We start from the raw sequence: 25,792 nt of genomic DNA, 5'->3' as shown, positions 1-25,792 counted from the left end.
AGCCTCTTTGACCATTAGTGAGGTCATGTTCTGAATTCCAATATCTATGAGTCCCTATGCGAAGGGGTCATCACGCCCCTAAAGGTGAACGGGGATTACCCAAAACCAATGGAGAAAATCATGATCCACTTTTTTAACCAAGTATTACGCGTAGTTTTATTTAGTGTTTTGGTAACCGGTTCGGTGGCCACCTTCGCTGCTGATGGTACTTTTGAGATTGAGACCAAGGTGCCTGCAACTCTGAGCGGAAAACTGAGCTATGCCAGCATGAAATTTTGGGTCGAAGTATCAGGGAAAGATGCTGTGGAGCTATGGTTCAACGATGAGGATTACACTGCTCTAATGGAACTTGTGGGAACTCAAGTAGCATTTGATGGCTCTATGGTGACTTACACCAATGGGAGTGTCTATTTTCAGCCTAAGCTGGCAAACGCATCGGCTGGATTTACTGTACGCAAAAATGATGAATTGAACTTTGATGTGCTGCTCAATGGTGAGCTACTGACTCATCACGACAGTTATACTGGGGTTGATGTGGCCCACCAGTTTGCAATACCCGATGGTAAAGCCGCACTTCTTGAGCTTTTTAGTGGTGGGGTGGCGTGTCCTGTTCTCTATCAATTAGTCATTACCAGGAAAGACTCTCTGACGATGATGTCTGAGGTATTTGGCACTTGTAGTGATCAAGGCAAGCTCAGTTCCCATAGCAACAGTTTTACTCTCGAACTGCCCGGCAATCCTAGTGAGCGTTGGGTATGGGATATCAACAGCCTTATGCTACGTAAGGACTGACAACTGCCATTGAAAAAGCTTCATGAATAGTTCATAGATCAATTATGTTGGGGCATGAAAAATTCGGTGTTAAAATTGAATGGATTGGAAAGGTGCACTCCTGATGAGTGGGATAGATAGATGGTGTTTCGATATTTATAAGCATACATCATCGTATGAGATTTAACTTTTATAAATAATGTTCATATAAAAATGGAGCTTATATGTCAGAGATGGTTTTTTGTCGAGGGTGTGGTAAGGAAATTCACAAAACAGCAACATCATGTCCCCATTGTGGAGCAGTATATGGTGCAAGCAAGAGCCGGATTACTGCTGCTCTACTTGCTTTTTTCCTTGGTGGGATTGGTATTCACAAGTTTTACCTTGGCAAGGCCCTGCAAGGGTTTCTATATCTAATCTTTTGCTGGACGTTTATTCCGGCAGTCATCGCCTTCATTGAGTTCGTGATATACATCTGTATGTCTGATGAGAAGTTCGCAGAGAAGTACGCCAAAGTGTAGTCAGGGGGGAGTATCTGAGCCCGCTTGCGCGGCGGGCTTTTTAGGTTCAAGATTTGCCGTTGGCTATGTTCCGATTACGTGTTGCCCCAGTGCCTCATGCAAACACGCTTTGATATTTACGCCCCTTTCGTAACGTTCCAGCATCATGCGCCAACCTAGGTAGTTCTTCAGGTAGTGCGTAGCCACGCCATGGAACAGCTCCATCCACTCTGCCAGTGATTCGCTGGCCCGACACATGGCTCAAAAATTTTCGAGCATCACGGACAGGCACCTTTTGAACATGATTCATTTGGAAGGAAACCCCCGTACCGGAGTCAAGATGACGGTTCAGCGGAATGTAGTGTTATCTAGCCACCCCAGTTAGCCAAAATGACATGATGGGCTGCAGCATGAAATTATCGAGAAGCTTGCTGCGCTGTCAGCGTTTCGTGATGTAGCAAATAACCTACCGAGCAGTGTTGATAGCAGAGATACAGAGTAGATAGTAAGACAGATAGGGCCGAAGGCCCTCTCTTGCTTTGGGTAACTTGAGGAAGTCGTGGCAATGACCTGTCCAAGGGAGTGCTATCAAGGGGTAGGACAGCCAACACCTAATGGCATACTCACTGGCATACCAAAAATCACAGATACAAAAAAGCCCAACCGAATCAATCAGTTGGGCCATATAGATGGCGGAGGAGGTGGGATTTGAACCCACGGATGGTCGCCCATCGCCGGTTTTCAAGACCGGTGCATTCAGCCGCTCTGCCACCCCTCCGCAGCAGTGCGGCGAATATTACCATGCTGATCCGGCTTGTAAATCCCCGTCCGGTTCGATTGCTGGTTAATTGCACGAAACGACATGAAAAAGTGGCAATCAGGGTGCATCAAGCGCTTTTTTGGCCAGATAACTTGACTTGAAAACAGACTCAACCACTATAGTGGCCTCTATCATATCCTCTGCAAGATAACGTTATGACTATTAAAAATGCCCTGTTTTGCGCGCTGGCTGGCGTGACCCTGCTGGCGACGCCGGTACATGCAAGTGAGCTGACCAAAAGCGATGTCGAGCAAATCGTTCGCGACTATCTGGTCAAGAATCCCGAGATCCTGGTCGAGATGTCCAATGCCCTGCGTGCCAAGCAGGAGAGCCAGCAGGCCGAGAGTGACAAGGCGCTGATCAAGGCTCACTCCAAGCAGCTTTATGCCAATCAGGATCCCGAGATGGGGAATCCGAAGGCATCTCTGACCATTGTGGAGTTTTTCGATTACAACTGCGGTTACTGCAAGCGGGCCCATCCGCTGGTCAAGCAGCTGATGGCGGAAGACAAAGACATCCGGTACATCTACAAGCAGTTCCCCATTCTGAGCGAGTCCTCCTACTTCGCAGCTCGTGCTGCGCTGGCGGTCCAGCTGGGGCAGCCTGACAAGTACCAAGCGTTCCACGAGAAGCTCTATACCCATCAGGGCCCGCTCGCTGATGAAGCACAGGTCAAGCAGTTGGCTGTGGCGGCCGGTGTGGACTGGAGCAAGGTGGAGGCCAAGATCAAGGATGGCAGCATTGACCAGAACCTCGGTACCAACCGTGCGCTGGCTGAAGCGCTCGGTATCTCCGGTACCCCGGCCTTCATCATCGGTGATCAGATCCTGCGCGGTGCCCCCCGTGATTTGGCCAGCCTGAAGGGGTTTATCAAGGACGTGCGCGCCGGCAAGAGCATTCAATAAGCGGTTGTCATGGTCGAGGGCCCAGCGCCCCGGCCAGATACAGAAAGAGGGTCGGTATCACTACCGGCCCTCTTTTTTATTATGTCCTTTGGCACAAGTGGTCGTCGCGAAAGGACCATAACAACGTGCTCAGGACCCGGCCTGTTGGCCTCAGTAACAAGTATTAGCAGAGTCGTTCGGAGTCTATTGATAAATATTTCACCTTGCAGAGGCGTGTCGTGAGCATTGCTTAATTCCGGTCAAGATTTTTTCTGCTGCTTGCCTTAGAATCGCCGCCCGTTGCAGGAGAAATCCCTATGTTAGTTGATATTTTACGGCTTGTTTTTATAGCCGGAGGCCTCGTATTCATCTTTATGCTGGTGCAAGCTTGCTGGCGGAAGAAGCAGAGTGGATCCTTTGAGGCGACCCCCTTCTGGCCGGTGGCGTTGATCGGTGGGGTTGCCAACTTCCTCGATACCCTGGGGGTGGGCAGCTTTGCGGTAAAGACCGCCTGCTACAAGCAGTTCAAGCTGATCGATGATCGGGTGCTGCCGGGTACCCTAAATGGGCAGTGCGTGCTGCCAACCGTGACTCAGTCGCTGATCTTCGTCGGCGCAGTAGCAGTGGAGCCGCTGACGCTGATCAGCATGATGATGGCCGCCGCAGCTGGCGCGGCCTGGGGCGCTCGTCATGTGGCCTCGTTTGATCGGCAAACCATCCGGTTGGTGATGGCTATCTCCTTGCTGGTCGTTGCAGGGCTTATCTTTGCCGGTCTGCTGGGGCTTTTCCCTGTAGGCGGCGATGCGATGGGGCTCAGCGGCTACAAGCTGGCGATCGCCCTGCTTGGCAATTTCATCTTCGGGGTGCTGATGAATGTCGGTATCGGCCTGTTTGCTCCCTGCATGACGCTGGTTTATCTGCTGGGGATGAATCCGCTGGCGGCGTTTCCGATCATGATGGGCTCCACCGCCGTGCTTAGCGTTTTCTCCGCAGGCACCTTTATCCGTAAAGGGGCATTCGATGCCAAGGCGGTGCTGGCGGTAGCCATCTTTGGCCCCATCGGTGTGGTGCTGGCCGCCATGCTGGTCAAATCCATGGATATGAAGATGCTGAAGTGGCTGGTTGCCTTTATCGTCATCTATACCTCCTGGACCATGTACGCTTCTTGGCGGGCGGCGCGTCGCTCCCCTGTGCAGCTAACGTTGGAGAGCGCAGGCTAGCCTGTACCAGTGCCGCTTCGGCCTTGGCCCCAAGAAAAACATAGAGACCCAGCGCCAGCAGTAAACCCACCGCACACCCCATCACTCCGACCGCTGGCCAGAGCAGCTCGCTCTGGCCGAGCGAACCCTTGAACAGCAGCAACAACCCCTCGATGGAGACCGCGATCAGAATGGCGGCGATAAAGCGGGTGATGGTGCGGCGAATGGCGCTGTGGCGGAAGATATCCTTATGCAGCAGTACCTCCTCTTCCAGAATGGTCTTGCCCAGATCGAACACCGCCAGTGCCAGCGTCAGGAAGATGATGGCGCTAAAGGCGCCGAGCTGGTTCTGCTGCTCGCCGCACAATAGCTGGTAGAGCTGCTCCAGCCCGTGCCAGATGAGCGTCACGACGATGAGAAACAGCGCCATGCTGAGCACCACATAGACCGCCTTGAACCAGGGCATGGCGCGGCGGCGCTCCCTGTCTCCCATCAACCAGCCAATCAGCTGATTCAGACAGACGGTGATCTCCCGTCCTTGTCCCTGCACGATAAGGTGCAACCGGTTATGGGCGGCCGGTGCCGCAGGCTGGATGCACATCGGCCCCTGATAGTGGTCAATGCTGACGACAAAGGGATACCCCTTGAGCGAGACAAGGGGGGCGCTGAGTAGCCCCTGCAGTAGCGGGGTCAACTCCTCCTGATACTCCTGATAGCGCCGCAGCACATCGATGGGGCTCATCTCTGCCATATGGACCTCGGTGACGTGGGCTCTTGTGGTGAATGTGCAAATAGTGGGCCTGCTTTATGACAGGGATGGCGGGGTAAGTTGCACCAGAGAATGACAAATCGGTGGATGACGAGGGGGTAATGCACCAGAAATGGGCGTATTGCCGCCCTGTGTGGTGATGGAGTCTCTGTAATAGAAAAGGGCCCATGACGGGCCCTTTGCGACAAGCAGTAGCGATTTAGCCAGCCAGCTTGGCGAAGCTGCGCTCGGCGGCAGCCAGGGTATGTTCGATCTCCTTGTCGCCGTGAGCCAGCGACAGGAAGCCTGCCTCGTAGGCGCTCGGCGCCAGATAGACGCCCTCTTCCAGCATGAGATGGTAGAAGCGCTTGAAACGTTCCATATCGCAGCGAGTGACCTGCTCGTAGCGGGTGATTTCGTTCTCTTCGGTGAAGAAGAAGCCGAACATGCCGCCCACATAGTTGATGGCGAGCGGGATACCGTGTTTGGCGGCGGCCGCCTTCAGTCCCTCGGCAACACGAGCTGTTTTGGCGCTCAGCTGCTCATAGAGACCCGGCTCCAGCAGCAGATCCAGCATGGTCAGACCGGCTGCCATGGCCACCGGGTTACCGGAGAGAGTACCCGCCTGATAGACAGGGCCGGTCGGTGCGATGTGTTGCATCACCTTCTTCTTGCCGCCGAAGGCGCCCACCGGCATGCCGGCACCGATGATCTTGCCAAGGGTGGTGAGATCCGGGTCGATGTTGTAGTGGCCCTGAGCGCCGCGCAGGGAGACGCGGAAGCCGGTCATCACCTCGTCCAGGATCAGCAGGGCGCCGAACTCGTCACAGATGGCGCGCAGACCTTCCAGGAAGCCCGGCACTGGCGGGATGCAGTTCATGTTGCCTGCGACCGGCTCGACGATGATACAGGCGATCTCGCTGCCGTACTGGGTGAAGGCTTCACGCACCGAATCCAGATCGTTGAAGACGCAGGTCAAGGTGTGTTTGGCGAAATCGGCTGGAACGCCCGGGCTGTTGGGTTGACCCAGGGTCAGGGCGCCGGAACCTGCCTTGACCAGCAGGGAGTCGGCGTGGCCGTGGTAGCAGCCCTCGAATTTGACGATCTTGTCGCGGCCGGTGTAGCCACGGGCCAGACGGATGGCGCTCATGGTGGCTTCGGTGCCGGAGTTGACCATCCGCACCTGCTCCATGGAGGGGACGATCTGGCGGACTTTCTCGGCCATCAGCACTTCGATCTCGGTCGGCGCACCGTAGCTCAGCCCCTTCTCAACGGCCTTGATGACGGCGGCCTTGATGGCCGGGTGGTTGTGACCCAGCAGCATGGGGCCCCAGGAGCCGATGTAATCCACGTAGGCCTGACCATCCACATCATAGAGATAGGCGCCATCGGCGTGATCGATGAAGCGGGGCGTGCCGCCGACCCCATTGAAGGCGCGGACCGGTGAGTTGACGCCACCCGGAATGGTCTGGCGGGCCTGTTCAAACAGCTGATCTGATTTTGACATGGATCATCCTTAATGGGATTTTGGTCGTCACACAAGGGATTGCAGCCGATTGAGACTCGGCAGGTCGGAGCATCAGGAGTATGCTTTGCGCTCTCGCCACCCGGACTCTCGGTCTGCTCCCGTGACAAAAATTTAACGGGCCGACTATAGCAGAAAGCCCCAGCCCTGGGCAGCCGAGCAACGCGCCGGGTGATCCTGATCTCAGCTAGCTGACGATATGGTTTTTCCAAGTTGGTGTAACAAGATGGCGCAACAAGCTCTCTCCTCTGAAGCCGATACCTCTGCACGGGGGCCGCTTTCCCGCATTATCCGGCAAGACAAGATGCCCTTGCTGGTGCTGCTGCTGGCGGCGCTGGTCGGCACCCTGGCCGGACTGGTGTGCGGCCTGTTCGAATCAGGAGTCCACTGGCTGGCAGAACAACGTATCGCCTTGCTGGCAGACCGTCCCTGGTGGCAGCTCGGTCTGCTCGGCTTTGGCTTCAGCGCCTTGTTGGGATTTGTCGGTTACTTCCTCACTCATACCTTTGCCCCGGAAGCGGGTGGTTCCGGCATTCCCGAGATCGAGGGGGCGATGGACGATCTGCGCCCGGTGCGGTGGTGGCGAGTGTTGCCGGTCAAGTTCTTCGGCGGCATCTGTACCCTGAGCTCCGGTATGGTGTTGGGGCGGGAGGGGCCTTCGGTACAGATCGGCGGCAACCTCGGCAAGATGGTGGCGGATATCTTCCGGCTGCCCAAGGAGCATGGCCATGCCCTGCTGGCCGCCGGTGCGGCGGGCGGTCTGGCGGCAGCCTTCAATGCGCCGTTGGCAGGTATCCTGTTCGTGATGGAGGAGATGCGACCGCAGTTTCGCTACTCCTTTCTGGCCATCAAGGCGGTGGGGATCTCCGCCATCATGGCGACCTTGATGTTGCAGAACATGAAAGGGCAGGGGGCGGTGATCACCTTGCCCCACTACGATGCGCCCGCCCTCAAGGCGCTCTGGCTGTTCCTCTTTATGGGGGCCACCTTCGGGGTGCTCGGTTTTGTCTTCAACAAGCTGGTGCTGGCCTGTCAGGATGGCTATCTGGCGTTGCACCAGAACAAGCGCCACCGTTTCGTGGCCATCGGCATGCTGATCGCCGGAACGTTCGGTGTACTGTCGCTGTTTGCTCCCGCGGTGACGGGGGGCGGCACAGAGCTTATTCCCCATCTGATGGGGGATGAGTATGCGATGGCGACCCTGTTCCTCATCTTTTCGGTGCGGCTGGTTGCGACCCTCATCTGCTTCTGCTCCGGTGCCCCGGGCGGGGTATTTGCACCGACCCTGGCGTTGGGCACCCTGTTTGGCGTGGTGTTTGGCCATCTGTTTCATGCGGCGTTTCCGGAGCTTGGCATCGAGCCCGGCGCTTTTGCCATTGCAGGGATGGGGGCGCTGTTTGCTGCCACAGTGCGTGCTCCCATCACGGGCATCGTGCTGGTCACCGAGATGACCGACAACTATCAGCTGATCCTGCCGATGATGATCACCACGGTCGGTGCGACTCTGGTTGCCCAGTGGCTGGGTGGCCGACCCATCTATTCCCAGATCCTGGAGCGAACTTTACGGCTCGCCGCGCGTCAAAAGCGGGGTGATGGCAGCGCCACGGCCAGTTAATTTTTCCCTTTATCGCCTGTGACCCCGGTCAGGGCGGTATAGTGAAGGGAGAGGCGCTGCCGTAAATGGCGTGATAACGGGATGAGGGGCTATGTCCAATCTATTGAAGTTATTGGTCGTGTTAGCCGTTGGCGGGCTCATCGGTTACTTTGTCGGTAACCGTCAGGAGCTGGCCCAGAGCAGTCTGTTGGTGGTACAGCAGGAGACGCTGGATCGTCAGGGCAAGGCCATCGGCCAGCTCAAGACCGAATTGGGGGTGAAAGATACCCAGCTGGCGACCCAGAAAGCGGCCTTTGAGCAGTTGCAGACCACCCTGAAGAGTCAGGAGGCGCAGGTGCAGGAGCTCAAACGCCAGCTGGCCTTTTTCGAGCGGATCATGCGCCCCACCGGCGAACAGGTGGGGGTAGTGATCGACAACCTGACTCTGCAGGAGACCAGCATTCCCGGTCGCTACCACTATCGTCTCGCCCTGACCCAGCCCGCCAAAAAGCGGGAGCTGTTCCGTGGTCAGGTGCAGATCCGGGTCGAGGGGAGCCTGGCCGACAAGCCGAAGACGCTGACCGGTCGCGATCTCGGAATGAAGGTGAGCGAGTGGCGTTATGCCCTGCGTTATTTCCAGCTGCTGGAAGGGAATTGGCAGTTGCCGGAAGGCTTTGTGCCGGATCGAATCCGTGTCACCATCAACAAGGATGGCAGGCAACCGGCGCAAGAGCTGCTGGTTGAGTGGGGCGAGGTGATCAAGCCGCTGGTCGCCGCGCCGCCTGCTCCGGTTCCCGCGGCCGGTTAAACGTGGTGAATACTTGAACTGAATGGTCGGGTATTGGATAATTTCGCGGTTTCCATGTTTGTGGATCTAATGGTTGTGAGGTCAGTAATGAGTGCAGTAGCAGAAGCCCCGCTGCCCATCCAGATGACGGATGCGGCGGCCAACAAGGTGAAGAACCTGATCACCGAGGAAGAGAATCCCGAGCTGAAGCTGCGGGTATACATCACGGGTGGGGGCTGCTCCGGTTTCCAGTATGGCTTTACCTTTGATGAGAAGATCAACGACGGGGACACCGTAGTCGAGAAGAATGGCGTCACCATGGTGATCGATCCCATGAGCCTGCAATATCTGGTAGGCGGCAGCGTGGATTACACCGAGGGCCTGGAGGGTTCACGCTTTACCGTGACCAACCCCAATGCCACCACGACCTGTGGCTGTGGCTCCAGCTTCTCCATCTGATCGACATATCGGTCTGATGAAACGGCTCTCGGCAACGAGGGCTGTTTTTGTTTGTGGTGCTCAGTGCCTCCATCAAACAGCATTTCTCTCAAACAACAAAGGCGCCTCGATGGCGCCTTTGTTGTTTGCAGGATGGCTTAGCGGGAGCTTGCCGCCGCGACCAGCGGGACCCGGTTCACTGCCTTGCCCATGTAGGCGAGGGTGATGGTCACAATGATGCAGGTGAAGCTCAGCCACATGTAAGGCAGGTAGTCGAGGGTTGCCACCCCCAGAACCCCGGCCATGAAGATGCCGTTGTCGCTCCAGGGCACCATGCCGCAGGTGAGGGTGCCGCCAAACTCGGCGTTGCGAGAGAGGTTCTTGCGCGCCAGTCCCAGTCGGTCGTAGTTTTTGGCCATGATCTTGGGGGTCAGGATCAGCGACACATACATGGCCGAGCCAAACACGTTGGCCAGAAACGCAGTGCCGATGGTGTGGCTGGTCAGGCTGCCGACGCTATTGATGCGCTTCTCGAAGGCGCTGGCGATCACTTCCAGAATGCCGACCTTCTCCAGCAGACCGCCAAACCCGAGACCGAAGATGATGACCGCGACCGAGCCCAGCATGGACTCCATGCCGCCGCGACCGAGAATGTTGTCGATAAAATCGATGCCGGAGGTGATGGCAAACGGACTATAAGCCGAGTGCATCGCCTTGACCGGATCCATGCCCTGGAAGGCGATGGCCCAGATCAGGCCCAGCAGGGCGCCGAAGCTGATCACTGGGAAGGCGGGCTTGCGATTGGCCAACAGGCCCAGCACCAGCACCACCGGCACTATGGCCAGCGGGGTGATGTTGAACTGGTTGTCGAGGGCCTCCATCACCAGATTGACCTGCTCTAGGCTGACGTTGCCTGAATACTGCATGCCCACCACGGTGAACAGCACGGCGGTGATGACATAGGAGAGCAGGCTGATGGGCAGCATCCCCTTGATATGCTCCACCACATCGACGTTGGACATGGTGGACGCCAGCACTACTGAGTCGGAGAGCGGAGATAGCTTGTCACCGAAGTAGACGCCGGAGAGCACGGCACCGGCGACCAGCGGCGCAGGCACGCCGAGACTGTGGCCGATCCCCATCATGGCGATACCGGCGGTGGCGGCAGAGCCCCAGGAGGTGCCGGTGGCCAGCGAGGTCAGGGAGCAGATGATCAGGGTTGCCAGCAGGAAGATGGACGGATGGATCACCTTGAGGCCGAAGTAGATGATGCTGGGAACAATGCCGCCGGCAATCCAGGTGCCGACCAGAGCACCGACGGAGACCAGGATCAGGATGGCCCCCATCCCCTTGGCAACGCCGTCAACGGCAGCCTGCTCCAGGGATTTGTAATCGTGGCCGAGTTTGATGCCAAGTCCCATGATGACGAACCAGGCGATGAACAGCGCCAGCTGGATCGGCAGATCGAGCACGCTGGTGAACGAGAATGCCAGGGCCAGGAAAATGGCCAGACAGGCAAACACCTGTGCCATGCCCGGTAGTCGGATGTGGTTTTGTTGGTTTTGCATAGATACTTCCTAAACTCTTGCTCGCCAAGGTCACTCCCTCTCGTCCTGTGGATACATCGATCCCGAGGAGGCAACCCAAAAAGAGGCCGCAATCTACCACAAACCCGGCGGGTTAAAGCCCCATCAAATTGGCAAAAATGCACATTTGATTGAAAAAATCACAAATTAGTTGATCTCATAACCCGTTTTTGAGCGGCCTGTTGACACAAAGGGCCACATACGAAGCTTGCCCGTGACGCCACTTGCATCCCCAGTAGATGAAGATGATAATTATTATCAATTGTTGGTTGGGGAGAAAACAATGCGCTGGATATTGCGGGGTATGATGTTGCTGGTGGCGGTGGCCGTACTCGCATGGGGTCAGGATAAAGAGTACGGCACCTGGAGTGCCGGTTTTCTGCTGGCTGCCTGGGTGATGCTGGAGCCCGGATTGCGGCCCGCCTTGATCTTGCTGCCAGTGGCCGGGTTGACCGGTATCGTTACCCTGCTCTGGCAGCAGCCCTGGTTATGAGCTTTTGACGGGAGCCTGCTTGATCTTCTGCTGTGCCACCTTGAGCGATTCGACCACCAGCTTTTCCATTTCGGTGCGCTTGGCGTCGGTCAGGAAGTAGATCATGTCGACATTGTGGCGAATATAGTGGGCCGGAAGCTGGTTGAGGGTGAGGCAGCAGAGGTCGGCCATCTGATCGCTGTTGAGCTTTTGCTGCAGCCCCTGTTTCTCAATCTCCTTGAGCACCAGATGTTCGTAAAAGTTGTGAATGTCGGTATCCAGTATCATATGCGTTCCTTGGCATGACGATGAGCGGTGAGTCGTCAAAAGCATAGCCATAACAAGGAGTAAAAACAAAAGGCCCATCACTTTCGTGATGGGCCTTTTGCGTAATTAATGGTGCGAAGAGAGGGACTCGAACCCTCACATCCGTGGGACACTAACACCTGAAGCTAGCGCGTCTACCAATTCCGCCACCTTCGCACACTGATTTTCTCCAGCTGGTTTTTAAATGCGGTTGGAACGCATTGCTCTGTTTTTACATGTCAGAAACATGGTGCGAAGAGAGGGACTCGAACCCTCACACCCGGGGGGCACTAACACCTGAAGCTAGCGCGTCTACCAATTCCGCCACCTTCGCACATTCGGGTTTCCAGTCTGGATTTACATGCTGTCTGGATAAAGCATGGTGCGAAGAGAGGGACTCGAACCCTCACATCCGTGGGACACTAACACCTGAAGCTAGCGCGTCTACCAATTCCGCCACCTTCGCACATTGTGATACCAGTTTTGATTTACATGCTGTCTGGAGAAGCATGGTGCGAAGAGAGGGACTCGAACCCTCACACCCGGGGGGCACTAACACCTGAAGCTAGCGCGTCTACCAATTCCGCCACCTTCGCACATTCGGGTTTTCTAGTTGGATTTACATGCTGCTGAATCAGCATGGCAGTATTGGTGCGAAGAGAGGGACTCGAACCCTCACATCCGTGGGACACTAACACCTGAAGCTAGCGCGTCTACCAATTCCGCCACCTTCGCATCACTGCGGAGGGGGATTCTATAGAGTTTTGGGGGAGCGTCAACAGCCAAAGGGGACTTTTTTCGCTGTTGACGCTCAAAGTGAAGCCAAGGGTACAAAACTTCAGCAATTAGCTGACGTTTGGCATTCAGTAACGGCCCAATGCGCTCTGATACATCCGTTCATACTGGGTGACCGAGTCAGGCCAGTTGAAGCGGGTGCTCATGGCATTGCGCTGCACCTTGGCAAAACGCTCTTTGTCCTGCAGGAAATAGAGCAGGCTGCGGCGCATGGTATCGAGCAGGATGGCAGCAGTCGGATCGTTAAAACAGAAGCCGGTGGCATGCTCGGGATCGGCATCCCAATCCACCACGGTATCTTTCAGACCCCCCACGGCGCGCACCAGTGGCAGGGTGCCATAGGCGAGACTGTACATCTGGTTGAGGCCGCAGGGCTCGAATAGAGAGGGCATCAGGAAGAAGTCGGCACCGGCTTCGACCAGATGAGCCAGTCGATCGTCATAGGTGTTGATGAAGGCGAGCTTGCCCGGATAATCCCGGGCCATGGTTTGCAGTTGCGTGGCGAGCGCAGGATCGCCAGAGCCGACGATCACCACTTGTACCTGATGGTGGAGGAATTTCTCCAGCGCAGGGAGCAGCAGGGGAACGCCCTTTTGCTCGGTCAGGCGGCAAACCATGCCGTAGATGGGCAAGTCCGCCACGGCCAGCCCCGCCTCCTGTTGCAGGCTCTGCTTGCAGATCTGTTTGCCAGCCATGTTGTCAATGCTGTAGGTCGCAGGCAGGAATTCGTCGAACTCCGGATCCCAGTCCTTGTAGTCGCAGCCGTTGAGGATGCCGCAGAGATCCGCCGCCCGTTGCTGGAAGATATGTGCCATGCCGTGGGCGCCGAGGTGAGTCAGCAGCTCCTGGGCATAGTTGGGGCTGACCGCATTGATCTTGTCGGCGTAGAGCACCCCGCATTTGAGCAGATTGACGTGGCCGTAGTCGTAGTTGATGCGGCGTTCGTAGTCGGCGATCTCGGGCATGGCCCAGAACTGCTCGCGGCCAAACACCCCCTGAAACGCCGCGTTGTGAATGCTGATCACGCTGCGGGTCTGCTGGAAGAAGGGGTTGTGGGCGTGACGGGTTTTCAGCAGCAGTGGCAGCAGGCCGGTGTGCCAGTCATTGCAGTGGGCGATATCCGGAGCAAAGCCAAGCTGCTCGCAGGCATGGAGGGCTGCGGCCGAGAAGAAGGCAAAGCGCTCTCCATTATCCGGATAGGCCTGATTGTTCTCGGCGTAGAGCTGGGGACGATCGAAATATTGCGGGCAGTCGAGCAGATAGACGCAGACGTCATCCAGCTCCATCTGGTAGATGCGATAACCGATATCAGGCAGCCCGGGGTGGGTTGGCAACCAGCGTGACGCCACCAGTCTGGCCTCATCCCGTCGCTTTATCGTCTTGTAGAAGGGGAGCATGATCCTGACATCATGCCCCTTCTGGGCCAGGTACATCGGCAGGGCTCTGGCGACATCGGCCAAGCCCCCGGTCTTGACCAGCCCCTCAACTTCCGAGGCAACAAACAGGATTTTCAGTGGGTTAATAGCCAACTCTTGCTCCCTTAGGTACCACCACGATACCGCCTTCGGATACGGTAAATCGCTCTCTATCGTGGTCCAGATTTTCACCGATAACGGTGCCGGGCGCAATTTCAACATTTTTATCTATAATCGCGCGCCGGATGGAGCACCCTTCACCAATCTTCACGTCCCCCAGCAGCACGGATTCACTGATATGGCTGCACGCGCCGATATTGCAGCGGAAACCGAGGATGGATCGCTGGATCTGGCTGCCCTGAATGAAGCAACCGGCGGAGATCAGCGAGTTGGCGATCTTCACCTTGCACTCGTCGCTGTCGATGAAGGTAGCAGGCGGCAGCGCCGGATAGTGGGTGTGCAGGGGCCACTTGCGGTTATAGAGGGAGAAGGGGGGATTGTCGGCCACCAGGTCCATGTGCGCTTGCCAATAAGAGTCGAGGGTGCCCACATCCCGCCAGTAGACGTGCGGTTTCTCGCCGGGGATGACGTTGGTGCTGTAGTCGTAGACATAGACGGGGGCGCGCGGGTAGAGGCTCGGGATCACATCCTTGCCAAAGTCGTGGCTGGAGTTCTCCTCGGCGGCATCCCGCTTCAACTCGCGGCAGAGGGCATCGGTCTCGAATATGTAGTTGCCCATGGAGACCAGCGCCTGGGTCGGATCGCCGGGAATGTGCTTGGGCTGTTTAGGCTTTTCCTGAAAGCCGATCATCCGCCCTTCGGTATCTACCTCTATCACCCCGAAGGCGCTCGCCTCTTCGATGGGCATGCGAAGTGCCGCGACCGTCATGGCGGCGTTCTTCTGCTTGTGGAAGGTGACCATCTGGCTTACATCCATCTTGTAGATGTGGTCGGAGCCGAAGATGCAGACATGATCCGGTTCGGCCCGCTCGATAAAGCCGAGGTTCTGGTAAATGGCGTCGGCGGTGCCGTCATACCAGCGTTTGCCCATCCGCATCTGGGCCGGGATGGGATCGATAAAGCGGTCGGTGATGCCGACGATATTCCACCCCTTCTTCATGTGCAGGTAGAGGGACTGAGATTTGAATTGGGTCAGTACATAGATGCGCAGAAAGTCGGCGTTGACGAAGTTGTTGAGGACAAAGTCGATTAGCCGGTAGCTGCCACCGAAGGGGACGGAAGGCTTGCTGCGGGTGGTGGTCAGAGGCTGCAGGCGAGTACCTTCGCCACCAGCCAGGATCATGGTCAAAATGCCTGCCATCGTATTTCTCTCCCTGAATTAGCAACATGAAAAGGTTTTCAATGTTCGGTATAAAAACACCCCTAAAGGGGTGGTTTTTATCGTGTGCTTAATACCTTATCAGATGCCGGATGGCGCTCTCTAGCTGTTTTATTGTGCTGCTTACACTTATTTACATTTTGCTCAGATAGACCTTGAATTTGGCATCACTGCTGATCACTTCAGTCCGTTTGAAGTGTGTCTCCAGTATAGGCTGGTAGCGCAAGAAGGCGTTGGCAACAATGGTCAGCGAACCATTTGGCAGCAAAAATTCAGGTGCCTTGGCCAGGAACTGCTCGGTTGCCGCATAGAAGGTTTTGAGACCCGCATGGAATGGCGGGTTGGAGACGATGTGCTGGAAACGGGTGGAGACATCCGAATAGACATCGGAAGCGGTGACCTTGCCCTGCAGACCGTTGATCGCCAGGGTACGCCGGCTCGATTCGAGCGCCAGCGCGCTGATATCCACCATGTTGACCCGCAGATCCGGATTGCGCTTGGCCAGTACAGACCCAATTACCCCGGCGCCGCAGCCAAAATCGAGCAGCTCGCCCTTCATCGGTGGCACAGCAGCCAGCAGCATCTGGGTGCCGAGATCCAGCTCGGCGGCGCTGAAGACGCCGGGCAGTGCCAGCACGGTCAGCTCGGTATCACCGGCCTTGCACTGATAGCGGCCAAACCAGCTATCCAGATCGAACGGGGCGACCGGTTTGCTCAGCTCACCATGATAGAGCGAGCAGCGGCGGGCCGAGTCACGTTTGATCGGCTTTTCGCCATAGGGGGCCAGCAGCTTGTCGGCGCCATTGATGCCGCCGCGGTTTTCACCGGCGAGGAACAGATCGGCACCCGCTTCCAGCAAGGGGGTCATCATGGCCAGCAGATATTGTGCCTCGGCCTTGGCCTTGGGCATCAGCAGCAACAGGGCATCGAATCGCGGGGCTCCACCGAGCTGGTGGTCGAACAGGATAGCCTCGCCGAGGGCGGCCTGCTGGCTGCGGTAGTAGCAGTAATCGGTGGTAAAGACGGTCAGGGTCCGGGCCAGGCTCGCCAGCTGGCGGGGGTAGTCATCCTCCAGCGCGCCACAGACAAGTAGCCGCTTGCCGACAAAGAGGGCTTGGTTTCGTTCCAGCATCTGGCTGACGGCACTGATTGGGCTGCTCATCGGGTCTCTCCACGCAATTTTGGGCGGCCATTATACATAGCCCCTTTCGCCTTGACATTTATGCCGTGTTCCCGAAATATGCCCAGACACCATTTTTTGACCAGAGATGACGAAATGCGGTTCAACGGGTTGAAACGAAAGCACAAAAAAAGCCTGAAATTCGGGCCTGCCGACGTTCGCGCGTAACCTCTCATCCCTGAGAAGCTTCAAACCCCGGTTGCGCACATCGTACCGGGGTTTTTTATTGCCATATGCGCGTCATTTAGGAGAAGGAGATCCCATGTTTCAAGGTTCAATCGTTGCGTTGATCACCCCGTTTCGACAGGGAAAGCTGGATGAAGAGGCGCTGCTGCGTCTGGTGGAGTGGCATATCGAGCAGGGCACTCACGGCATTGTGCCGGTGGGCACCACGGGGGAAAGTCCGACCCTGACCCATGACGAGCACTGCCGGGTGGTGGAGCTGGTGGTCAAACAGGTCGCTGGCCGTATTCCGGTGATTGCCGGAGCGGGCTCCAACAATCCGGTCGAAGCAATCGAATATACCCTCCATGCAGAGCGGGTGGGGGCTGATGCCACTCTGCATGTAGCCGGTTACTACAACCGTCCCAATCAGGAGGGGCTCTACTACCACTTCAAGGCGGTACACGATGCCACCGCCAAGCCGATCATCGTCTACAACATTCCACCGCGCGCCATCGTTGACGTGCAACCAGCGACCCTGGCCCGTCTGGCTGAACTGCCGCGCATTGCCGGGGTAAAAGATGCCACCGGCGATCTGGCCCGCCCCTGGACCGAGCGCCAGCTGATCAAAAAGCCCTTCGCCTGGCTCTCCGGTGAGGATGCCACTGCGGTTGCTTACAACATCGGCGGCGGTCAGGGCTGTATCTCTGTGACCGCCAACGTGGCGCCCAAGCTGGTGGCCGAGGTGCAGAACCTCACGCTGGCCGGCAAGTGGCAAGAAGCGCGTGAACTGCAAGATCAGCTGATTCCGCTCCATCAGGCGATGTTTGCCGAGCCGAGCCCGGCCGGTGCCAAATATGCCGCTTCCCTGCTCGGTTTCTGCAGCGAGGAGTGTCGTCTGCCGGTGATGCCGCTGTCGGAAGCAACCCGCGAGCGCATTCGCAGCGCCATGCAGCAGCTCAACCTGCTGTAGTGCAAAACGGGTGAGCCAAGGCTCACCCGTTTTGTTTTCGGCTTTTGTTTCCGGTCTTTATTTCCGACCTTTAGTACCGGTATGGCCACGCTCAGGCTGCGTGATGCAGCCAGGCTGCGATGTCCAGCTGCAACTCGACATACGCCGGATAGAGGAAGAGCTCGGTCAGCTCGGCAGGCCACTCGTTTTGCTCGCCCGACTGGGCTTGCAGATGGGCGTGCAGGCTGGTCAGTGCTGGCAGCCAAGGTGCGGGTTGTGGCAGCGTGGCCGCAGTGCGGGCGACCAGATCGATCCCTTGGCACAGGGCTGCGAGTGCCTGCTGTTGAATGCCTTTATCCTGAGGATGCTCCAGCCAGAGCTGCTCGTGATGCTGCCAGTGGCGCAGCCCCTCGCTTACCCCCGTTGTGCCATCCATACCTTCATGTTCGACCAGCGCCTGCAGGGCCAGCGGTTTGCCAAGACCAGCCAGTCGATAGCCGCGCTGGGCCTTGGATTGGGCGCCGAGACGTAGTCCATAAAGCTTGGCGAGGCGTTGGGCCAGTGCAAATAGCGCCGCGGTCGTGCCGGATTTGAGCTCCAGCTCCAGCTCGTTGATGGTGGTGCTGCCTTGACTGCCGACTATCTCTCCCTGATCCCAGGCCAGCTCAATCTCGGCCCCCTCGAAGGCGATCAGCCAATGGCGGCGCAGGAAGTCGGTGCGAAACTGAGCGACCAGCTGTTGCTGAATGTGGTCGCGCTCGGTCAGAGTCGGCCAAATCTCATCGGGAAAGGCCGAGAGGGTCGGTAGATCGCCGCTCACGGGAGCGTTGTACTCGGGTCTGGCATGCAGGCCGCCCACCACCTGGCCACGGCATTTGATGGTCTGCTCGGCGAAGGCATCGCAGCGGCGAATGCGCAGCCCCATGTCCAGACGACGCAGGGCAAGGGTCGGCGTGTCGAAATAGACGTTGCCGAGCTGCTGTTGTGATGATTCTTTAATCTCAAGATAATTCAGCAGGTTGGATAACTCGGCTTGAATGTCGCGGGCGACAAAAAACTTTATCTCGATCTCAGTTTGCATAGTCATTCCGGGCTGGCAGGCAACTTTGGGGGGCAGGATTCGGGTCGCGGGGATATAATGCCCGCGAGACGACTAGATTAATTCGCGGTTTAATTGAGGGCGCAGTTCGGTTACCATGCGCGCCTCATAAAATCGTATCGAGTGTTTTTTCACCGACACAGGTTTGGCCATGCCAGTAAATACTATTTTGGGGCTTTTTGCCAAGTCCCCCATCAAGCCGCTGCAGAAGCATATCGTCAAGGTTCACCAGTGCTCCCAGCAGTTGGTTCCCTTCTTTGACGCCGTTGCCGAAGACCGTTGGGAAGATGCCGAGAAGATCCGGCAGCAGATCGCCCAACTGGAAAAAGAGGCAGATACCCTCAAGCGTGAAATCCGTCTGAAACTGCCTCGCGGCCTGTTCCTGCCGGTTGCACGTACCGACCTGCTGGAGCTGTTGACCCAGCAAGACAAGATTGCCAACCGTGCCAAGGATATCTCCGGCCGCATGCTTGGCCGTCGCATGGAGTTCCCCGCCGAAATGCGGACGGATTTCATGGCTTACCTCAAACGTTGTATTGATGCGACCGCTCAGGCCGAGAAAGCGATCGGGGAGCTCGACGAGCTGCTCGAGACCGGCTTCAAAGGACGGGAAGTGGAAATGGTTGCCGAGATGATCCACCAGCTGGATCTGATCGAGGACGATACAGACACCATGCAGATCGGACTGCGCCAACAGCTGCAAGCGGTTGAGCACAATTATAATCCGATCGATGTGATGTTCCTTTACAAGATCCTCGAATGGGTAGGTGACCTGGCAGATCAGGCCGAGCGCGTAGGCGCCCGTCTGGAACTGATGCTGGCTCGTTCGTAATCGACTGACTGGGTAAACACTATTAATGGACATTATCGCGAATTACGGCACCACTCTGGTGCTCGTGGCGGCCTTGTTCGGCTTTTTGATGGCTTGGGGCATTGGCGCGAATGACGTGGCCAACGCCATGGGAACATCGGTCGGCACCAAATCCCTGACCATCCGTCAGGCGATCATCATTGCCATGATCTTCGAATTTGCCGGCGCCTATCTGGCCGGTGGCGAAGTGACGGCCACCATCCGTAACGGCATCATCGACAGCAATGCGTTTGTCGATAGCCCGGACCTGCTGGTGCTCGGCATGATCGCCTCCCTGCTGGCGGCAGGCGCCTGGTTGATCCTCGCCTCCTACTTCGGCTGGCCTGTTTCCACCACTCACTCCATCATCGGCGCCATCGTCGGTTTTGCGGTGGTGAGCATTGGCCCGGAAGCGGTGCAGTGGAGCAAGTTTGGCGGCATCGTCGGCTCCTGGGTCATCACCCCGGCCATCTCAGGTGTCATCGCCTACTTCATGTTCATCAGCGTGCAGAAGCTTATCTTCAACACCGATGACCCCCTGAACAACGCCAAGCGCTATGTGCCGTTCTACATGTTCCTGACTGCGCTGGTGATCTGTCTGGTGACCATCAAGAAGGGGCTGACCCACGTCGGTCTGCACCTGAGCGATGGTGAGGGCATTCTGCTCTCCATCGCCATCTCCATCGCAGTGGCGTTTGCCGGCTGGATCTACATTCGCGGCCAGAAGTACAACCCGCAGGATGACAGCAAGATGCACTTCGCCAACGTGGAGAAGGTGTTCGGCATCCTGATGGTGATCACTGCCTGTGCCATGGCCTTTGCCCACGGCTCCAACGACGTGGCCAACGCTATTGGCCCGCTCTCTGCGGTGGCCTCTATCGTGGCTTCCGGTGGCGAGATTTCCAGTCAGGCTGCCATTGCCTGGTGGATCCTGCCGCTGGGCGGTATCGGTATCGTGATCGGTCTGGCGACCATGGGCGAGAAGGTGATGGCGACGGTCGGTACCGGCATCACTCACCTGACCCCGAGCCGTGGTTTTGCTGCCCAGCTGGCGACTGCCGCGACCGTGGTGATTGCCTCCGGTACCGGTCTGCCCATCTCCACCACCCAGACCCTGGTCGGTGCTGTGATGGGGGTCGGTCTGGCGCGCGGCATTGCGGCGCTGAACCTGGGGGTACTGCGCAACATCGTTGTCTCCTGGATCATCACTCTGCCTGCTGGTGCCATTCTGGCTATCGCCATCTTCTACGTGCTGCAGGCCTGCTTCTCCTAATCGAAGCGGCATTCAGCAAAAAGCCCGAGTCATCGACTCGGGCTTTTTTATTGTGCGCGGGAGAGAGGTGCTGCTCCCTTTGCATACCAGCCTTAGAGGCTGGCGCAGATCTGCCACAGATCGTACTGGATAGCGGCGGCGGTCACTTCCCGGCCTGCGCCCGGCCCCTGGATGACCAACGGGTTGGTACGATAGCTGTCGCTCTCGATGGCGAAGATGTTGTCGCACGGTAAGAGGTTGGCAAACGGGTGGTGGGGCTCCAGCGCCTCCAGTCCGACCCGCGCCTTGCCGTCATGCTCAAAGCGGGCGACGTAGCGCAGTACCTTGCCGAGGCGCTTGGCCCCTTCGAAGGCGGTCTGGATCGGGCCATCCAGCTCTTTCAGTCTGTCCATGAACTGATCGGCGGTCACCTTGCGCAGCGTGACGGGCACCAGATTCTCCAGCTCGATATCGGCGGAGTCGAGCTCGAAGCCTGCTTCCCGCGCCAGAATAAGCAGCTTGCGCCGCACATCCTGACCTGAGAGGTCTTCGCGGGGATCCGGCTCGGTCAGACCGTGCTGCCACGCCTCGTCCACCAGCTCGGAGAAGGGGCGGGTGCCGTCATACTGCTGGAACAGCCAGGAGAGGGTGCCGGAGAAGATGCCGGAGACCCCCTGAATGCGGTCGCCGCTCTGGCGCAGCATCTGGATGCTGGACTGGATCGGCAGCCCGGCGCCCACGGTGGCGTTATAGCGCCACTGCACCTGATGGTCGCGGCAGGTCTGCTTGATGCGCTGGTAGAACTCGCTGTCTGCGGCACCGGCAAACTTGTTGGCGGCGATGATGTGAATGCCGAGCTGGGCAAAGTCCGGGTAGTAGCGGCTCACCGTTTCGCTGGCGGTCATGTCCAGTGCAATCAGCGCATCGAAGCCGTGCTGCTCAAGCTGGGAGAGCAACTCCGGCCAGATCAGCGGTTTGGGGTTGAAGTTGTCCTGTACCTTTAGGGGGTTGAGTCCCTCTTCATCCAGCAGGCCCCCTTCCGAGCTGAACACCCCGTAGAGGGTGAGCGCCAGATTGAGTTCATGTTCCAGCCGCGCCTTTTCGCGGGCATAGAGGCTCAGCCAGTGGCCGCCGATATTGCCCTTGCCGAACACCACCAGTCCAACCCGGGTCGGGCGGCTGAAGAGGGAGCTGTGCAGGGCGATGAGCAGGGGTTCCAGCACCACTTGGCGCAGCACGGCCACCAGACTCAGGCCATCTCGGGCCACCTGTACGAACTCCAGCGGTTGATCTGCCAGTAGCTGATAGAAGCGGTGGCACTGCTCGGCATTGTCGGTGACGCCTGCCCCTACCAGCGCTACCAGACTGTACCCCTCCTTCTGGATGAGACCGGTGAAGCTCCCTTGCAGCTGAAAGTCGCGCAACAGCTCGAAAGCACCCTGCGCTACCTCGAGGGTATAGGCGAGGCGCAATACCCTGCGATCCGGCTGGCGCTGCAGGGTGAGCGGGTTGAGACGGTGACGGGCCAGATGGGCCTCGATGGTGGCGACCGTCTGTTCATAGTTGGTTTGCGGCAGTACCTTCAACTCGATGAGGGCGATCTGATCCACCGAGGAGACGATGCGGGCGCCGCCGGAGCGGGGGGCGCGGCGCAGGATATGGGTACAGCCCTCATCCGGGTTGTAGCTGCAGCGCAGGGTTAGGCGCTGGCGGCTGTCGGCCACCGGTTGCAGGGTGCGCGAGTGCAATACCGAAGAGCCAAGACGGGCCAGCTCGTTGGCTTCGGCGAGGCTCAGGCGTTCCAGCAGACGCGCTTCTTTCACCCGGCGCGGGTCGGCGCTGTAGACACCGGCCACGTCGCTCCAGATGGTGGTGGATTCGCCGTCTGCCAGCAGCGCCAACAGGCTGGCGCTGTAGTCGGAACCGTTGCGACCGAGCAGCAGGGAGCGCCCTTCCATGTCAGCGGCGATAAAGCCGGTCACCACGATGCGACCGGCATGCTCAGCCAGTCGCGCCTTGAGCAGTTCGCTGGAGAGGGCGGTATCCACCTTGACCAGAGCGCCATCCTCGGCGCGCAGGAAACTGCGGGCATCGAGCCAGATAGCCTTGTCGCCGCGGCTGGTGAGCAGGGCTGCCAGCAGGCGCGCCGACCACACTTCGCCAAAGGCGAGCAGTCCGTTGCGGGCGAAGCGGTCAAACTGTCCCTCCAGCGTTTTGGCGATCAGCTGCATGTCGTCGGCCAGCTGCTTGCTCAGATCAAGCTGTAGCTCGCCCTCCAGCAGGCCGTCGATCAGGCTCTGCTGATAGGCCTGAAGGGCCGAGATGGCTTCACCGGCGGCTTCGTCCCCCGCTTCGGCCAGCTCCACCAGCTGGATCAGCCGGTTGGTGGTCTTGCCGGCGGCGGAGACCACGATCAGTTCATCCCCGCCTACCTGTTGTTCAACGATGCTGGCGACCCGGCGATAACAGACCGGATCCGCCAGACTGCTGCCACCAAATTTGTGGACGTGACGTCGCTTCAATCCTGCTTCTGTGGCCACCGCGATCTCTCCTTGTTGCTGCTGTTCCATTAATTCGCTACCTGTTCTGCCTGCTGCGCCTGTTCAAAAGCCTGAGCCAGATCGGCCACCAGGTCTTCACCGTGTTCAATACCGACCGACAACCGCAGCAGCTGGGCGCTGATGCCTGCTGCCTGCTGCGCCGCCGGGGTCATGGCCCTGTGGGTCATGCTGGCCGGATGGGCCACCAGACTCTCCACCCCGCCGAGAGACTCGGCCACCGAGAAGAGGGTGAGGGCCGCGAGGAAGGCGCGAATGCCCGCCTCGCTGCAATCGAGTTCAAAACTTAGCATGGCGCCGAAGCCGGACTGTTGACGGCGCGCAATATCGTGGCCCGGATGGCTCGGCAGGCTGGGGTGATAGATGCGTTTCACCAGCGGCTGCTGTTGCAGGAAGGCGAGGATGCGGTCGGTGTTCTCCTGATGGTTGCGCAATCTGGGGGCCAGAGTGCGCAGACCGCGCAGGGTGAGGTAGGAGTCGAACGCCCCGGAGGTGAGCCCCAGACAGTTGGCCCACCACACCAGCGACTCGGCCAGTGCGGCCTCCTTGGCAATCGCCACTCCGCCCACCACGTCGGAGTGGCCGTTGATGTATTTGGTGGTGGAGTGAACCACCACATCGGCACCGAGGGCCAGGGGTTGTTGCAGCAAGGGAGAGAGGAAGGTGTTGTCCACCACCACTTGTGCACCCACCTCGTGGGCGGCGTTGGCGATGGCGCTGATATCCACCACCCGCAGCAGCGGGTTGGAGGGAGTCTCGACCCATACCAGCGCAGGTTTCTGGGCCAGCGCGGCGGCCAGTGCGGCCTCGTCCCCCTGATCGACAAACTGCACCCGGTAGTGGCCCTTGGCCGCCAGATACTCGAACAGGCGCCAGGTGCCGCCGTAGCAGTCGTGGGGGGCGATCAGCAGATCCCCCGCCTTGAGCAGGGCAGTGGTGACCAGATGGACGGCACCCATGCCGGTGCCGGTGACCACGGCACCAGCGCCCCCTTCCAGCGCCGCCAGCGCGTCCGCCAGATTGGTGCGGGTCGGATTGCCGGAGCGGGCATAATCGTATTGACGGGGCTCGCCAAAGTCGGCAAAGGTGTAGTTGCTGGAGAGGTAGATGGGGGGCACCACGGCACCGTGTTGCTGGTCTGTCTCAATCCCGGTGCGAACCGCCAGGGTGGCCTTGTGGGTCATATCACTCTCCTTGATGTCTCTTTACACGCCGGCATCTTGCTGCCACGCGCCATCCCGCCATTGCGGGCTCATGGTCAACCACACTACGCCAGCTTAAAAAAGCCGTCAACACTTCCAGACGTCTAAATGGCTTTGCTGTTGGATTGCCATTAATTTCCTTAAGGGTTAAAATCCGCGCTCACGGCTAAATGAGAACAGGTGAGTCATGGGAACAGAGTGGAACGGCGACTACGTCAGCCCCTACGCGGAACACGGTAAGAAGAGCGAACAGGTCAAGAAGATTACCGTCTCGATCCCGCTCAAGGTGTTGAAAGTGTTGACCGATGAGCGCACCCGCCGTCAGGTGAACAACCTGCGTCATGCGACCAACAGCGAGCTGCTCTGTGAAGCCTTCCTGCACGCTTTCACCGGCCAGCCGCTCCCTTGCGACGAAGACTTGCGCAAGGATCAACCGGACAGTGTCCCGGCCGAAGCGCGCGCCATCATGGAAGCGCTGGGCAAAGAGATCGAAGATTTCGACAAGGAATAACCCCTGATGACGCGGCCCTGGCCGCGTCATTGCTATCAGCCATGTCCCGCTTCAGCCTGCGCCACTATCACCACCACGTCTGCAGCCATAGTCACGACTTTGCCCAGCTGGTGATCCCCCTCGACGGCCCCCTCGAGATCGAGGTGCAGGGCCGGGCGCGTCGACTTGCCCCCGGTTCTGCCTGCGTCATCGCCCCCGGCGAGCGACACGACTACGCCGCCGATCCGGCGCTTTCGTTTCTGGTGCAGGAGAGCGACTGGTTACCCGGCGATTTGGCGGCCCGCCCCTTTATCGAGCTGGATGAGCCCCAGCGCCACTACCTCGCTTTTCTGCACCGCATGGTGGCCGAGGGGCGGCAGGTGGCTGGCATGGAGCAGGTGTGGCTCTCCCTGCTGGCGGAAGGGCTGGGGATGCAGAGCGCTGCCACACCGCGCCTTGCCGCCCGCATCCTCAAGGTGCAGCGCCATATCGAGGCCAACCTCGCGGCCCCGCTGACCAATCAGCAACTCGCCGCCATCGCCTGCCTTGGCCAGAGTCAGTTCAAGCTCGCCTTTCGCCAGCAGTTGGGGGTGAGCGTCTCCCACTACATTCGCAGTCGACGCATGGCGCTGGCGCGCACCCTGCTTGCCGGTACGCAACTGCCCGTTGGCGAGATTGCCAGCCGCTGCGGTTACCAGAATCAGGGGGCCTTCGGCGAGCGCTTCCTGGCCGAGGCCGGGCTCACACCGTCCCTCTGGCGCCAGCAAAACGGCCACCTGCCGCAACGAAACGGCTGATCGCCGAAGACGGGATGCTCTCTTTGGGCCATGCTGCGGGTCATGCAAGGTGCACGATAAACAGGAGCCGA

23 protein-coding genes, 6 tRNA genes and 1 pseudogene are annotated in these 25,792 nt (G+C 58.4%); 13 read left to right on the top strand and 17 right to left on the bottom strand.

Going from position 1 to position 25,792, the window contains the following annotated elements; genetic code table 11:
• Positions 1-120 precede the first annotated feature (120 nt).
• Positions 121-792 carry a hypothetical protein gene (locus ACTG19_RS10495; protein WP_232091567.1) on the top strand — a complete coding sequence of 224 codons (672 nt, stop codon included), beginning with the start codon at positions 121-123 and terminating at the stop codon, positions 790-792.
• Between the two features lie 203 nt (positions 793-995).
• Complete coding sequence (locus tag ACTG19_RS10490; protein ID WP_139442931.1) at positions 996-1,292, top strand: TM2 domain-containing protein; 297 nt, start codon at positions 996-998, stop codon at positions 1,290-1,292.
• A gap of 63 nt (positions 1,293-1,355) precedes the next feature.
• On the opposite strand, the pseudogene ACTG19_RS10485 reads toward ACTG19_RS10490, so the two are convergent.
• Both ACTG19_RS10485 and ACTG19_RS10480 read right to left on the bottom strand, forming a co-directional pair.
• Positions 1,356-1,508: pseudogene (locus ACTG19_RS10485) on the bottom strand (IS1595 family transposase); the annotation flags it as partial.
• A gap of 453 nt (positions 1,509-1,961) precedes the next feature.
• A tRNA-Ser gene (locus ACTG19_RS10480) sits at positions 1,962-2,049 on the bottom strand.
• Between the two features lie 197 nt (positions 2,050-2,246).
• Between ACTG19_RS10480 and ACTG19_RS10475 the strand changes: the two genes are divergently transcribed.
• Positions 2,247-2,996 (top strand): DsbA family protein, encoded by a 750-nt coding sequence (locus ACTG19_RS10475; RefSeq protein WP_042084194.1) that lies wholly within the window; start codon positions 2,247-2,249, stop codon positions 2,994-2,996.
• Between the two features lie 296 nt (positions 2,997-3,292).
• The gene (locus ACTG19_RS10470; protein ID WP_201990708.1) at positions 3,293-4,195 is read left to right on the top strand and encodes a sulfite exporter TauE/SafE family protein; all 903 of its coding nucleotides are present in this window, start codon (positions 3,293-3,295) and stop codon (positions 4,193-4,195) included.
• Here the strand turns inward: ACTG19_RS10470 and ACTG19_RS10465 are convergent.
• Together ACTG19_RS10465 and hemL are read right to left on the bottom strand one after the other, a co-directional pair.
• Positions 4,110-4,925: a hypothetical protein gene (locus ACTG19_RS10465; protein ID WP_201990710.1), complete on the bottom strand. Its 816-nt coding sequence runs from the start codon at positions 4,923-4,925 to the stop codon at positions 4,110-4,112. The genes ACTG19_RS10470 and ACTG19_RS10465 overlap by 86 nt on opposite strands.
• A 217-nt stretch (positions 4,926-5,142) precedes the next feature.
• Positions 5,143-6,429, bottom strand: a complete 1,287-nt coding sequence (gene hemL / locus ACTG19_RS10460) for a glutamate-1-semialdehyde 2,1-aminomutase (RefSeq protein WP_076495780.1) — start codon at positions 6,427-6,429, stop codon at positions 5,143-5,145.
• A 244-nt stretch (positions 6,430-6,673) separates the two neighbouring features.
• Here hemL and clcA point away from each other — a divergent pair, with 244 nt between their 5' ends.
• The 3 genes from clcA to erpA all read left to right on the top strand — a co-directional run bounded on the left by clcA (position 6,674) and on the right by erpA (position 9,287).
• Positions 6,674-8,062, top strand: coding sequence for a H(+)/Cl(-) exchange transporter ClcA (gene clcA, locus ACTG19_RS10455; protein WP_139433848.1), 1,389 nt, complete (start codon positions 6,674-6,676; stop codon positions 8,060-8,062).
• Between the two features lie 91 nt (positions 8,063-8,153).
• A complete protein-coding gene (locus tag ACTG19_RS10450; RefSeq protein WP_005343032.1) occupies positions 8,154-8,849 on the top strand; it encodes a DUF6776 family protein in 696 nt (231 codons plus the stop codon).
• An 87-nt stretch (positions 8,850-8,936) separates the two neighbouring features.
• Positions 8,937-9,287, top strand: coding sequence for an iron-sulfur cluster insertion protein ErpA (erpA, locus tag ACTG19_RS10445; RefSeq protein WP_005340225.1), 351 nt, complete (start codon positions 8,937-8,939; stop codon positions 9,285-9,287).
• 137 nt (positions 9,288-9,424) lie between these two features.
• Here the strand turns inward: erpA and nhaC are convergent, their stop codons facing one another.
• Positions 9,425-10,834 (bottom strand): Na+/H+ antiporter NhaC, encoded by a 1,410-nt coding sequence (gene nhaC / locus ACTG19_RS10440; RefSeq protein WP_047438574.1) that lies wholly within the window; start codon positions 10,832-10,834, stop codon positions 9,425-9,427.
• Positions 10,835-11,135: 301 nt separating this feature from the next.
• Between nhaC and ACTG19_RS10435 the strand changes: the two genes are divergently transcribed.
• Positions 11,136-11,345 carry a hypothetical protein gene (locus ACTG19_RS10435; protein WP_005357820.1) on the top strand — a complete coding sequence of 70 codons (210 nt, stop codon included), beginning with the start codon at positions 11,136-11,138 and terminating at the stop codon, positions 11,343-11,345.
• On the opposite strand, the gene ACTG19_RS10430 is transcribed toward ACTG19_RS10435, so the two are convergent.
• The 9 genes from ACTG19_RS10430 to rsmC form a co-directional block, all read right to left on the bottom strand.
• Complete coding sequence (locus ACTG19_RS10430) at positions 11,340-11,612, bottom strand: late competence development ComFB family protein (RefSeq protein WP_005343036.1); 273 nt, start codon at positions 11,610-11,612, stop codon at positions 11,340-11,342. The genes ACTG19_RS10435 and ACTG19_RS10430 overlap by 6 nt on opposite strands.
• Before the next feature lie 109 nt (positions 11,613-11,721).
• Positions 11,722-11,807, bottom strand: a tRNA-Leu gene (locus tag ACTG19_RS10425).
• 71 nt (positions 11,808-11,878) lie between these two features.
• Positions 11,879-11,964, bottom strand: a tRNA-Leu gene (locus ACTG19_RS10420).
• A 46-nt stretch (positions 11,965-12,010) separates the two neighbouring features.
• Positions 12,011-12,096 (bottom strand) — tRNA-Leu (locus ACTG19_RS10415).
• Between the two features lie 44 nt (positions 12,097-12,140).
• A tRNA-Leu gene (locus tag ACTG19_RS10410) sits at positions 12,141-12,226 on the bottom strand.
• A gap of 53 nt (positions 12,227-12,279) precedes the next feature.
• Positions 12,280-12,365: transfer RNA gene (locus ACTG19_RS10405), tRNA-Leu, on the bottom strand.
• 128 nt (positions 12,366-12,493) lie between these two features.
• Positions 12,494-13,954 (bottom strand): glycogen synthase GlgA, encoded by a 1,461-nt coding sequence (gene glgA, locus ACTG19_RS10400; RefSeq protein ID WP_043820623.1) that lies wholly within the window; start codon positions 13,952-13,954, stop codon positions 12,494-12,496.
• Positions 13,944-15,161: a glucose-1-phosphate adenylyltransferase gene (gene glgC, locus ACTG19_RS10395; RefSeq protein WP_005340236.1), complete on the bottom strand. Its 1,218-nt coding sequence runs from the start codon at positions 15,159-15,161 to the stop codon at positions 13,944-13,946. Before glgC ends, glgA begins: the two co-directional genes overlap by 11 nt.
• Positions 15,162-15,312: 151 nt before the next feature.
• Positions 15,313-16,341 (bottom strand): 16S rRNA (guanine(1207)-N(2))-methyltransferase RsmC, encoded by a 1,029-nt coding sequence (gene rsmC / locus ACTG19_RS10390; RefSeq protein WP_429035608.1) that lies wholly within the window; start codon positions 16,339-16,341, stop codon positions 15,313-15,315.
• Between the two features lie 280 nt (positions 16,342-16,621).
• Here rsmC and dapA point away from each other — a divergent pair, with 280 nt between their 5' ends.
• Positions 16,622-17,494 (top strand): 4-hydroxy-tetrahydrodipicolinate synthase, encoded by an 873-nt coding sequence (gene dapA / locus ACTG19_RS10385; RefSeq protein ID WP_113740050.1) that lies wholly within the window; start codon positions 16,622-16,624, stop codon positions 17,492-17,494.
• Positions 17,495-17,585: 91 nt separating this feature from the next.
• Here dapA and ACTG19_RS10380 read toward each other — a convergent pair whose 3' ends face one another.
• On the bottom strand, positions 17,586-18,554 hold the full coding sequence (locus ACTG19_RS10380; protein WP_113740051.1) for a CYTH domain-containing protein: 969 nt from the start codon (positions 18,552-18,554) through the stop codon (positions 17,586-17,588).
• 169 nt (positions 18,555-18,723) lie between these two features.
• On the opposite strand from ACTG19_RS10380, the gene ACTG19_RS10375 reads away from it, so the two are divergent.
• Positions 18,724-19,404: a TIGR00153 family protein gene (locus ACTG19_RS10375; protein WP_005340244.1), complete on the top strand. Its 681-nt coding sequence runs from the start codon at positions 18,724-18,726 to the stop codon at positions 19,402-19,404.
• A gap of 25 nt (positions 19,405-19,429) precedes the next feature.
• Positions 19,430-20,695: an inorganic phosphate transporter gene (locus tag ACTG19_RS10370; RefSeq protein ID WP_005343043.1), complete on the top strand. Its 1,266-nt coding sequence runs from the start codon at positions 19,430-19,432 to the stop codon at positions 20,693-20,695.
• 92 nt (positions 20,696-20,787) lie between these two features.
• Here ACTG19_RS10370 and ACTG19_RS10365 read toward each other — a convergent pair whose 3' ends face one another.
• Positions 20,788-23,244 (bottom strand): bifunctional aspartate kinase/homoserine dehydrogenase II, encoded by a 2,457-nt coding sequence (locus ACTG19_RS10365; protein ID WP_439989057.1) that lies wholly within the window; start codon positions 23,242-23,244, stop codon positions 20,788-20,790.
• A complete protein-coding gene (metB, locus tag ACTG19_RS10360; RefSeq protein WP_439989056.1) occupies positions 23,244-24,416 on the bottom strand; it encodes a cystathionine gamma-synthase in 1,173 nt (390 codons plus the stop codon). The genes ACTG19_RS10365 and metB overlap by 1 nt, the downstream gene beginning before the upstream one ends.
• 205 nt (positions 24,417-24,621) lie before the next feature.
• Between metB and metJ the strand changes: the two genes are divergently transcribed.
• Together metJ and ACTG19_RS10350 are read left to right on the top strand one after the other, a co-directional pair.
• Entirely contained in the window at positions 24,622-24,945 is a 324-nt protein-coding gene (metJ, locus tag ACTG19_RS10355) for a met regulon transcriptional regulator MetJ (RefSeq protein WP_005340251.1), read from the top strand.
• Between the two features lie 41 nt (positions 24,946-24,986).
• Entirely contained in the window at positions 24,987-25,721 is a 735-nt protein-coding gene (locus ACTG19_RS10350) for a helix-turn-helix domain-containing protein (RefSeq protein WP_439989055.1), read from the top strand.
• The last annotated feature ends 71 nt before the right edge of the window (positions 25,722-25,792 follow it).

This window comes from Aeromonas sp. 3P (genome assembly GCF_051919745.1).
GTDB lineage: Bacteria > Pseudomonadota > Gammaproteobacteria > Enterobacterales > Aeromonadaceae > Aeromonas > Aeromonas veronii.
Note: the sequence above shows the minus strand (reverse complement) of the source record. Positions and strands in the feature narration are given on the sequence as shown.